The sequence below is a fragment of the Helicobacter sp. 23-1044 genome (assembly GCF_053654695.1).
Window position 1 is genome coordinate 46,619 of sequence record NZ_JBSIUQ010000015.1, and the last position, 10,313, is coordinate 56,931.

At 39.8% G+C, this 10,313-nt stretch carries 11 protein-coding genes; 3 read left to right on the forward strand and 8 right to left on the reverse strand.

Translation table 11 applies throughout. The features are described 5' to 3' along the window. Positions 1-54: 54 nt before the first annotated feature. A complete protein-coding gene (locus tag ACWIUD_RS10965; RefSeq protein ID WP_454149043.1) occupies positions 55-1,545 on the forward strand; it encodes a DUF2779 domain-containing protein in 1,491 nt (496 codons plus the stop codon). A 267-nt stretch (positions 1,546-1,812) separates the two neighbouring features. On the opposite strand, the gene ACWIUD_RS10970 is transcribed toward ACWIUD_RS10965, so the two are convergent. The 8 genes from ACWIUD_RS10970 to ACWIUD_RS11005 all read right to left on the reverse strand — a co-directional run bounded on the left by ACWIUD_RS10970 (position 1,813) and on the right by ACWIUD_RS11005 (position 9,649). Continuing rightward, positions 1,813-2,802, reverse strand: coding sequence for a glycosyltransferase family 2 protein (locus ACWIUD_RS10970; protein ID WP_454149063.1), 990 nt, complete (start codon positions 2,800-2,802; stop codon positions 1,813-1,815). 197 nt (positions 2,803-2,999) lie between these two features. Continuing rightward, on the reverse strand, positions 3,000-3,128 hold the full coding sequence (locus ACWIUD_RS10975) for a hypothetical protein (RefSeq protein WP_454149045.1): 129 nt from the start codon (positions 3,126-3,128) through the stop codon (positions 3,000-3,002). Beyond that, positions 3,129-4,556, reverse strand: a complete 1,428-nt coding sequence (glnA, locus tag ACWIUD_RS10980) for a type I glutamate--ammonia ligase (RefSeq protein ID WP_454149065.1) — start codon at positions 4,554-4,556, stop codon at positions 3,129-3,131. 67 nt (positions 4,557-4,623) lie between these two features. Then, positions 4,624-5,847: a sulfatase-like hydrolase/transferase gene (locus ACWIUD_RS10985; RefSeq protein WP_454149047.1), complete on the reverse strand. Its 1,224-nt coding sequence runs from the start codon at positions 5,845-5,847 to the stop codon at positions 4,624-4,626. Between the two features lie 74 nt (positions 5,848-5,921). Continuing rightward, positions 5,922-6,959 (reverse strand): hypothetical protein, encoded by a 1,038-nt coding sequence (locus tag ACWIUD_RS10990; protein WP_454149049.1) that lies wholly within the window; start codon positions 6,957-6,959, stop codon positions 5,922-5,924. Positions 6,960-6,967: 8 nt separating this feature from the next. Then, entirely contained in the window at positions 6,968-7,183 is a 216-nt protein-coding gene (locus ACWIUD_RS10995; RefSeq protein ID WP_454149051.1) for a tautomerase family protein, read from the reverse strand. A 251-nt stretch (positions 7,184-7,434) separates the two neighbouring features. Next, a complete protein-coding gene (gene htpG, locus ACWIUD_RS11000; protein ID WP_454149053.1) occupies positions 7,435-9,318 on the reverse strand; it encodes a molecular chaperone HtpG in 1,884 nt (627 codons plus the stop codon). 139 nt (positions 9,319-9,457) lie between these two features. Continuing rightward, positions 9,458-9,649, reverse strand: a complete 192-nt coding sequence (locus ACWIUD_RS11005; RefSeq protein WP_454149055.1) for a hypothetical protein — start codon at positions 9,647-9,649, stop codon at positions 9,458-9,460. A 142-nt stretch (positions 9,650-9,791) separates the two neighbouring features. Here ACWIUD_RS11005 and ACWIUD_RS11010 point away from each other — a divergent pair, with 142 nt between their 5' ends. Continuing rightward, a complete protein-coding gene (locus ACWIUD_RS11010) occupies positions 9,792-10,040 on the forward strand; it encodes a helix-turn-helix domain-containing protein (RefSeq protein WP_454149057.1) in 249 nt (82 codons plus the stop codon). A 115-nt stretch (positions 10,041-10,155) separates the two neighbouring features. Then, positions 10,156-10,284 (forward strand): hypothetical protein, encoded by a 129-nt coding sequence (locus ACWIUD_RS11015; protein ID WP_454149059.1) that lies wholly within the window; start codon positions 10,156-10,158, stop codon positions 10,282-10,284. The last annotated feature ends 29 nt before the right edge of the window (positions 10,285-10,313 follow it).

The window sequence follows — 10,313 nt, forward strand, 5'->3', positions numbered from 1 at the left end:
CTTAATTTCAAAAAAATCTCATTATAATTCCATTTTTTTAAATGGGAGTTTGTTATGAATCTAAATCTCTCCAAATCGCAATATTTGCGCGGCGTTCAGTGTGAAAAGTCGCTGTGGCTTTATAAATATAAGCGCGAATTGCAAGATAGCCTGAGCGATTCGCAATTAGCAAGGTTTGGCAGTGGCGTTGAAGTGGGCGCACTTGCGCTAAAACTATTTGACTGCAAGGATAAAATCGACTTTGATTCAAGTGATTTCGCACAAAAAATCGCGCAGACAGATTCGCTCATCAAAAATGGCGCAAAATCAATCGCAGAGGCGACTTTCGCGCACAATGGCATTTTGGTGATGATAGACATTTTGCAAATCACAGAGCGCGGACTAATCATCAACGAAGTCAAAAGTAGCACAGGCGTAAAGCCCGTGCATATCGATGATTTGGCGATTCAATACTTTGTGTTGTCAAATGCGGTGCGTGAGTTTGAAGTCGTAGGCGCGAATTTGGTGCATATAAATAGGGATTACGAGCGGAGCGGGGATTTGGAGTTAGAAAAACTCTTTTGCAAAATCGACTGCCTAAAATCCGTAATTGCCAAGCAAAGCGAAGTGGAGCAAAATCTCACGCGATTTGAGCAAATCCTAACAAGCGCAAATCCGCCACAAATCGCCATCGATTCGCATTGCGATAATCCATATTCGTGCGATTTTAAGGGCGTGTGCTTTGGCGCAATCCCAAAAGAAAATAGCGTTTTTGACATTTCGCGATTAGATTCGCGCAAAAAATTCGCGCTCTATCATAGTGGCATTGTGGATTTTGGCGACATTAGGGATTTTGGCGCATTTAACGACAAGCAGAGATTGCAGATTGAGTGCGCTTTGGAGCGCAAGATTCATATCGACAAGGACGCGATTTGCGCATTTTTAGCCACACTGCGCTATCCTATCTATCATTTGGATTTTGAGAGTTTCACGGAAGCCGTGCCTAGCTTTGATGGTGAGCGTCCGTATATGCAAGTGCCGTTTCAATACTCACTGCATATCGATTATGGCGATTCGCGCTTGGAGCATAGGGAGTTTTTGGCGGACGCAAATGGCGACCCGCGTGGTGCTTTGGCAAAGTCGCTAGTGCAAAATATCCCGCAAGGTGCGTTTATTTTGGCGTATAATGCGAGTTTTGAAAAAGGCGTGATGAAAAATTTGGGGTTGATTTTTCCGCAATATGCGGAGGTTTTGGAGGGCTTTGTGGCAAATGTGGCGGATTTGATGACGCCATTTGCGCAAAAATCCTACTATCACTACGCGATGAATGGGAGCTATTCGATAAAGGCGGTGCTTCCCGCGCTTGTGCCAGAGATGGCAAATGCGTATAAAGATTTGGATTTGATTCACAATGGAGGCGAGGCAAATGAGGCGTTTCCGCGCCTAAAATTTATGGACGAATCCACACGCGAATCCTATCGCAACGCACTTTTAAAATACTGCGAATTAGACACTTTGGCGATGGTAAAGGTGGTAGAGAAGCTAAAAGAAATAGTGGGTTTGTGAGCTAAATCAAATGCGAATCTAAATGCAAAAATCTTTGGCAGATTCTGCGAAATGCGTGCTTTTTTGCACTTTTTTGCATTAGATTCTGCAAATTTTGTGCGAGATTCTGCGATTTTTACGAGAAACGCAGAATCTCACACGAAAAAAATTCGTCATTGCTAGATTCTACAAATCACGCCAAAAACACAGAATCTAGCGTAAGATTTGGCATTTTTGCTGATTCGCAGAATCTAAAAGCAAATTTCCGTAGAATTCACCGCAAAAATCTCACCACCGCTTATCAATTATCGTTTTGCCAAATAATTTCACGAAGATTCTGCGAATCCGTATATCAATGCGAAAATATTGGCGGATTTTCCTCCCAAAAGGCACTTTTAGTTTTGCGCGAAACTCCGCGTAATCGCTAGATTCTGCGATTGTCCGTAAATTTGGATTGCGCTTATAAATCGCCTCGCTAAAATTATACCCCCGCACGATATTTTGCAACCTACCAAAATACTCATCGCCCACATTCTCCACCAAATCCGTCTTTATCTCATTTGCTTCAAGCAATTTCAGTCGCGCAAACTCGCCTAGCATATACGCAAAATTACGCAACTGCTCATCATTTGAATACCGCCAAAGTTTCATTAGCGAACCCTCTCTTTGGCGGTAGAAATATCGTGCTGTGCGAGTGTAAGCGACTTTATTTGAGAGTGCATTGATGATATTGCCAAAGGTGATATCCTCGCCCAAGCGGGCATTTGAGTAGCGCAAATCCCTTAAAAACTCCGCACGACAGAGCATTAACCACGAAGCGATTTTGCTACCTTTTGCGGTGATGCCACCCTTTGATTTTCTCGCGCGGTAGGCAAAAATCGACTTTTTGTAATCGCTATCATTAAAGCGAATCACATTAAAACTCTTTGCCACCGAAATGCCCTTGTGCGCTTCTAAACAAAAGATTAGATTCGCGTAATAGTCGCACGCCACGACATCATCGCTATCGACAAACCCGATATAATCGCTACCTTGCGGATTTAGCGAAGTAAAAACATAATCTAATCCCGTGTTTCGCGCCATCCCTAGACCTTCATTGCATTGCTTTTGAAGCAAGATAAATCGCTCATCTTTCGTGTATTGCGTGGCGATTTTCGCTGAATCATCGCTACTACAATCATCCACCATAATCGCCCTAAAATTGCCATAAGTCTGCGCGGCAATCGAGTCTAGGCACTCCCCTAAATACGGCGCAACATTATAAATGGGGATAATGATAAATAGCGTCCCTGCGGGATTTTCGTAGGTTTCTCGCTGATTTTTGCTTCGGGGGGGGGATTATAAGTAGAATTCAAAATGTGTCCTTTTATCTAAAATAAAATTGTAATTGTAGCACGAATCGCAGAATCTAGCGCAGATTCTGCGAATTTTATTTGATTTTTGCGCTAGATTCTGCGAATTTTGTCTTTTATTTATTAGATTCTGCGATTCGCAGAATCCCGCACAAAAAACGCAGAATCTAATTTAACCCGCCCCCTTAATCCCCCGCGCACATTTGGGAGGGGGAGATTTTGCATAATTTGTAAAATACAAATTGCACTCAACTAGCACGAATATGTGCTCACAAACTCAAACGGATGCGGTCTCGCCTCCCACGGCCAAATCTCCGCCTTAAACTTATACGCCTTATAAGTTTGCAAAAATTCCTCGCTAAACACGCCACCTTGCTTATAAAACTCCCTATCAGCTAGCATTTCCTCAATCGCACTTCGCAAAGTGTGTGGCAGCTGGATAATGCCTTTGTCGCGGATTTCATCAAGGGTTAGCTTAAATAAATTCACATCCATAGGCTCTCCGGGGTGAATCTTATTTTTCACTCCATCAATTCCGCCCATTAGTAGCGCGGCAAACGCCAAATACGGATTGCTAGAGCTATCTGGGAAGCGAAACTCCACGCGCTTACTTTTTTCGCCACTATTGTATGGGATTCGAACACTTGCGCTACGATTTTGCGCAGAGTAGGCTAAAATGCTGGGTGCTTCAAAGCCCGGTATTAGGCGTTTGTATGAGTTTGTGCTAGCATTTGTAAAAGCGGCAATGCTTCGTGCGTGCTTTAAAACTCCGCCTAAAAAATAAAGCGAAAAGTCGCTTAAACCTTGATACTTGTCCCCTGCAAAGAGATTTTTCTTGCCTTTCCAAATGCTAATATGCACATGCATTCCACTTCCATTGTCGCCAAATAGGGGCTTTGGCATAAAAGTTGCGGTTTTGCCATTTAGGTGCGCTACCATTTTTACGACATATTTTAGCTTTTGGACATTGTCGGCGGCTTCCAGCATATCGCCAAATTTCACGCCGATTTCGCACTGAGCCTGTCCTACTTCGTGGTGTTGCAAGTATGCTTCTATGCCGACTTGATTTAGCACTTTTACCATTTCGGCGCGAATGTCGTTGCTCGAATCAATCGGTGGCAGCGCAAAATATCCGCCCTTTGTCCCGCTTCTATGCCCGATATTTACGCTCCCATCAAACTCTCTATTGCGATTCCACTCGCCCTCTTCGGTGTCAATCTCGTAGTATTGGCAGTTGATTGAATCTTTGATTTTTATGCTATCAAACATAAAAAATTCATTTTCAGGTCCAAAATACACCACATCGCCGATATTTTCCTTTTTCACAAACTCCATTGCCTTTTTGACAATGCTTCGCGGACATTTTTCATAAGGCTCGTTTTTGTAAATATCCCAAATATCGCAAAACACGATGACCGTGGTATCCGCGCTAAATGGGTCTAAAAAATATCGCACGGGGTCGGGGATAAGAAGCATATCGGATTTGTCGATGGGCTGCCACGCCGCCACAGAACTCGCATCACAAGGGATTCCCTTGAAACTCTCATCATTTACTTCGCTAATGCTAAAAGTGATTTGTCGCCAAGTGCCTTTAATGTCGGTAAATCGAAAGCCCACAAACTCAGCTTCGTTGTCCTTGCAAAACTTAAAAAACTCGCTAATCGCGCTAACTCTATTCATATCCATTTCAAATCGCTCCTAGTTTTTAAAATAAAGTTTTGTATTTTACACAAAAATGCTTTAAATGCTATTTTTTTGCATTGACAATTCCATTTTCCAAATCGCTAACATCCGCCCAATTTTCCGCGCCATAAATACTTTTGCTGACTTTATACGCCCTTTGTATAAACCAAAGATTTGGCTTGTGGATATTAAAATCATCGCCTGGTCGCGCGTGAATTATCTTTCGATTTTTAGGATAATGTTGCAAAATATTTTTGCTAACTTTTGGACATCCATTTGGTAAATTCGCGCAAAAAATACTAGCAATGTCATAATTTGCCACCAAACGATTATCAATTTTTAGCGCACCTTTTGCGTTAAAATCTTTAAACAAAAACAGCGTATCAGCACCAATTGCTCTTGGCACCAATCTAGGCATATTAAAGCTATCATCCCCAGCGTGGTCGCTTACAATAAAAATTTGTGTGTTATCATAAATATTAAGTTTTTTTAGTATTTCAATATAATATGTCAAATATTGCAACGCACAAATCTCAGTATCAAAATGCTGGTAAGAATAGCGTCCCTTTTTCATTGAATGGATGTGTGGATTTGTATTTTCCCAAATGGTGTTATTTTGCAAATACTCGCATTCCGTGCCGTTAAAATAAATGCCAAAAGGCGCGTGTGTCATATTGCTGTGGATAAATTTAAAAGTCGCTTTGTTTGCATTTGCATTTACTATGTGAGTATTTGCGTAAAATGGCGCAATGTGTGTAATGACCGAATTTTTATCTATCTTGCCTTGTTGTTGTAGCCACAAGCCATCATTATAAATATTTTTGCGAAAAATCTTTGGGGCGAATTTAAACACCCCAAAACTTAACATTTTTACTAAATCATAATGCTTCGCATCATCTAGCAAACGCTCTAAATGCGGATGTTTGCTTAAAAAATATTGCCTAAAAGGCTCATAGTTATCAAACCAAAATAGTTTAGATTCTGCGATTAGCAAATCTCTCTTTGCAATTCCATACATTAGGAAACTAGGCTCATACAAAGCATTTGCAAATGCCAAACCAATATCTTTATACGCTTGCGCTTCGGCTAATGCGTGATTTTCGCCCCGCGCATTCATATTATAGATAGTGTAATGCTCTCCACCAATGATTGAAGGCATCGCATAAATCGTAGCATTTGCGCCGGAAATGGAGTTTGGGAAAAGCGTGAAACCATCTAGCGCGATTTTAAAATGCGGAAATCTCTCCAAAATATAAGGCGTATGCGACCCGCTAAACATATCTAACATAAAAATTACGATATTTTTTTGAGTTTTGGAATAGGAAAAAAGAGGAGATTTTGTAAGCGAGTTAGATTCTGCGATTAGCAAATTGGGGGGGGGGGAATCGCAGAATCTACGCTAGATTCTGCGATTTTAGTGTGATTTGCAGAATCTAAAATCCACACCGCATTTATCGCACTTACCACCAAAAGTGTGGCAAAAATTATTTGCATTGGGCGCTTTAAATGTTTCAGCAATAACGCAATTACTGCGCTTCCAAACAGCACAACAGCGATAAATTCAAAGATTTGCGCTCCATTATTTGCAGGTGGAATCTGTAAGAAAAATCTATCCATCGCGCCATAATCGCCCACCAAAATAAAACTATGCACAATTCCACTAAATAAAATTACACTTAAAACAAACGCCACAGCGTTTAAAAACTGCTTTGGAATAAAACTAATTAAATAAATCGCCGCAAAACTGCAAAGCACAAACACGCCAAAAAGAGCACTTAACACCGCCCTCAAAGACGCAGAATCAAACTGCGAAATATCCGTGCTACAAAGTTGATAGGGCACAAAAACGCAAATCAAAAAGGCGATTGACAAAATCGCATAATGCGAGATTTGGCGATAGCGCGTAAAATCGCTCTTAATTTTGCATTTATAAATAACGCACATTAAGAGATAAATCCCAAGCACCGCACCCAAAATCGCAAAATAATAAATAACAATATTTTTTAGCAATGGCGAAAAATTCATTTTATAGGTTGCCTCTCCCAAATACGCCCCTTTTGGTGGCATCTTTGCGCTTTCAAAATTTATAAATCGCTTTGCATTGGAAGTAATTTTTATGGCATTTGAATTTATTGCATTTTCCCACGCAACGCTAATTAACTCAACTTTTGAAAGACTGCCTGAGCGAAGCAAAAAATCCCATTTTCCAAACTCGATTTTTGCCCTTCCATAATCATCTAGCGTAATTTGCGAAGTTTTTGCATTATCTTTGGCATAAATTATTAGCGCAAAATTTATCGCTAAAAGCACGACAAAAAGCGCACTTAACGCGACAAACGCAATTTTTATAGTTTTGGTAAAAATACAAAAATTAGAAAAATCCGCCCTTGTGATTTTCATTTAAAATCCTACTTTTTCGCTTTTGTGCTTTGCTTTTTGATTTGCTCTACGCTAACTCCGCCAAATCCTATGTCGCTAGGCTCGATTGATTCAAGGCAGACTACGATTCGCTCTTTTGCCTTGCCGTATTTTGTGGAGAGTAGCTCGGTAATGTCGGCGATTAGTTGCTCTTTTTGCGCTTTGGGCAATTCTGGCTTTGCTAATTTTATCGTTACAAGTGGCATTTTGCGTCCTTTGTTTGAGATTTTAAACGCGAAATTTTAGCATAATTTTGCAGAATCTAACTTGCCAAATTTGCCAAATTTCTCGCTAGATTCCGCGAAAATTACCCAAAAGTGCAGAATCTAGCGCAGATTCTGCGATTTTTATTAGATTTTGTGATTTTATTTAGATTCTGCGATTTTTAGATGTCACAAATTCGCAGAATCTACATTCCACGCTTCTTACACACGCAGAATCGCTTAAAAATTTATCTCTAAATACTAGAAATAATTAGCTTATTTAGTCGTTCGCTAAATAGATTCGCGTCCTCTATACTGCCTTTTTCAAGCAGTTTCGCGCTATCAAAGAGCAGGTGAATCAAATCCGCGCGTTTTTGCTCAGAATCTAACGCCTTTAATTTAGCGATAATCTCGTGCTGTGGGTTAATCTCAAAGTTTGGTGCTTCCTCTTTGTATTCCTGTCCCATTTGGCGCATTAGATTTTCCATCATTGGATTTGATTCCTTTGAAATGACGCACACAGGGGATTTATCAAGGCGATTTGAGAGTTTAACTTCGGCGACTTTTTCACCCAAAATCTTTTTGGCTTCCTCCAAAAAACTCGTCCATTCTGCTTTTGTGGATTCATCAATCTCATCGTTAGTTTCATTTGCGATATTTTTAAACTGCAATCCCTCAAATTCGCCTACACTTGGCATCACAAAGCTATCAATCTCATCGCTTAAAAGCAGAACTTCAATATCATCTTTTTTGTATTTTTCAAGCAATGGAGAACTTTTTAGTAGCTCCAAATCCGCGCCCATTAGATAATAAATGTTGTCATTTTTGGCATTTGCTTTGTAGTCCGCTAGTGCGACAAAATCGCCCTTTGTGGTGGTGAATCGGCAGAGATTTAGCAATTTTTCTTTGTTTTCAAAATCGCTATAAAGCCCCTCTTTTAGCAGTTTTCCAAACTCTTTGTGAAAAATCTTGTATTTTTCGGTGTCTTTTGATAGTTTTTCAATTTCGCCCAAAATCTTTTTCACACTCGCGCTTTTGATATTTGCCAAAATTTTGTTTTGTTGCAAAATCTCACGGCTCACATTTAGTGGCAAGTCCTCGCTGTCGATGATTCCACGCACAAATCGCAAGTATTGCGGGAGCAATTCTTTGTCGTTGTCCGTGATAAAAACGCGCTTTACATAGAGTTTCACGCCACTTTTATAATCCACGCGAAATAGGTCAAAAGGCGCGCGTGCGGGGATAAAAAAGAGTGTCGTATATTCCAAATTGCCCTCAACTTTGGTGTGAATGTGGGCTAGTGGTGCGGTGTTATCGTGGCTTAAATTTTGATAAAACTCCACATAATCAGCCTCTTTTAGCTCTGCTTTGGGGATTTTCCAAAGTGCCTTTGCTTTGTTGATTTGCTCAGATTTTTGCACGATTTTTTCTTTTTTTGCAGAATCTTTGTTTGAATCATTCGCAGAATCTGTGTTAGATTCTGCGATTGTTTCGGTTGATTCGTAATTCAAAATGATAGGAAATGCGATGTGGTCGGAGTATTTTTTGACTAGGTTTTCGATTCGCCATCGATTTGCGAACTCTTTGCAATCATCTTTTAAATAAAGCTCGATTTTTGTGCCAAATGCGTCCTTTAAACACTCGCCGATTTCGTATTCGCCCTTGCCATCGCTAATCCAAGCGAATGCTTTGTCGTCTTTTGCCTTATTTGAAGCCTTTTTGGAGGTTACGATGACTTTGGAAGCCACCATAAAACTTGAATAAAATCCCACGCCAAACTGCCCGATGAGTGCCGAATCTTTCTTTTTGTCGCCACTTAATGCGTTTAAAAAGCTCTTTGTCCCGCTTTTTGCAATCGTGCCTAGATTTTCGACTAGCTCTTTTTCACTCATTCCTATGCCATTGTCCTCAACGCTCAAAACGCCCTTTTTTTCATCGAAATTTATCGTAATTTGGGGTTTAAACTCAATGTTTTTAAACTTCTCATCGCTAAGCGTCAAGTAGTTTAGCTTATCAAGCGCGTCAGAGGCGTTGCTGATGAGTTCGCGTAAAAAAATCTCTTTGTTTGAATACAAAGAGTTTATCATTAAGTCCAATAACTGCGTGATTTCCGTTTGAAATGAATGTTTTTTGCTCATATTTGCTCCTTAATTTTAAAAAATATTTAGCAAATATAGCATAGTTTTGATAAAAAATCAAAAAGTTGATAGCAATCTTATAAACTTACTTGCGTTTAGCAATATAAATTTATTTAAGTCAAATCGCCTTAATTTATCCCTAACATTCCATATTTGCTGCCCGTGCGTTAAGATTCGCTTTGTATGAATCGCCTTTGTTTAAATCTTTTAGCAGTTGAAGCTGCATATTTTTTAGCTCCAACGCCAAAATTTTCAGCTTTGAAAATTCGTCTTTTTTGTTTGTGGATTTGGATTGCGCCTTCGCATTTGCCTTTGAATCTGTCCTTTGCATAGTTTCCCTTTGTGAAATAAAATTAAAAACGCAATTATATTGTTTTAATCTTAATTTTTTCTTAAAATATACTAAAAAGATTATATTATTTTCTTAAAATATAATCAAAAGAGTATAATTTTCGTTAAATTAGGAATATTTTTTGCTGATATGCTTTTCAATGGAAACGCTAGGCGCAAAAGAGTTAAAAATATTGTTAGCACGGGCAAATTTGAGCAAAAAAGAGTTCGCCGAAATGATTGGCATAAGTCAGCAAAGCGTGAATAATTGGGGTTCAAGCAAAAATGTGCCATATTGGGTAAAAAGCTACTTGCAAAACTACATAAAACTGCGCCAATACGAAGCGATTCGCGCCAAAATCGAAGAACTTGGGATTTTAGATGGGGTATGATTTGCGCTAGATTTGTGCGAAGATTCTGCGAGATTTAGGGTAGATTCTGCGTTTTTCGTGCGATTCGCAGAATCTGCTTTTTGTTCCCCCTCCCTTGCGGAGGGGGATTAAGGGGGTGGGTAATTCTAATTTAGATTCTGCGATTTTGGCAATTTTTCATTTAGATTCTGCGAATCGCAGAATCTTAAAAAATCCCGTCATTGCGAGACTTGCCAAAGGCAAATCGTGGCAATCCATAAATTAGATTCTGCAAAATGCGCAGAATCTCACACG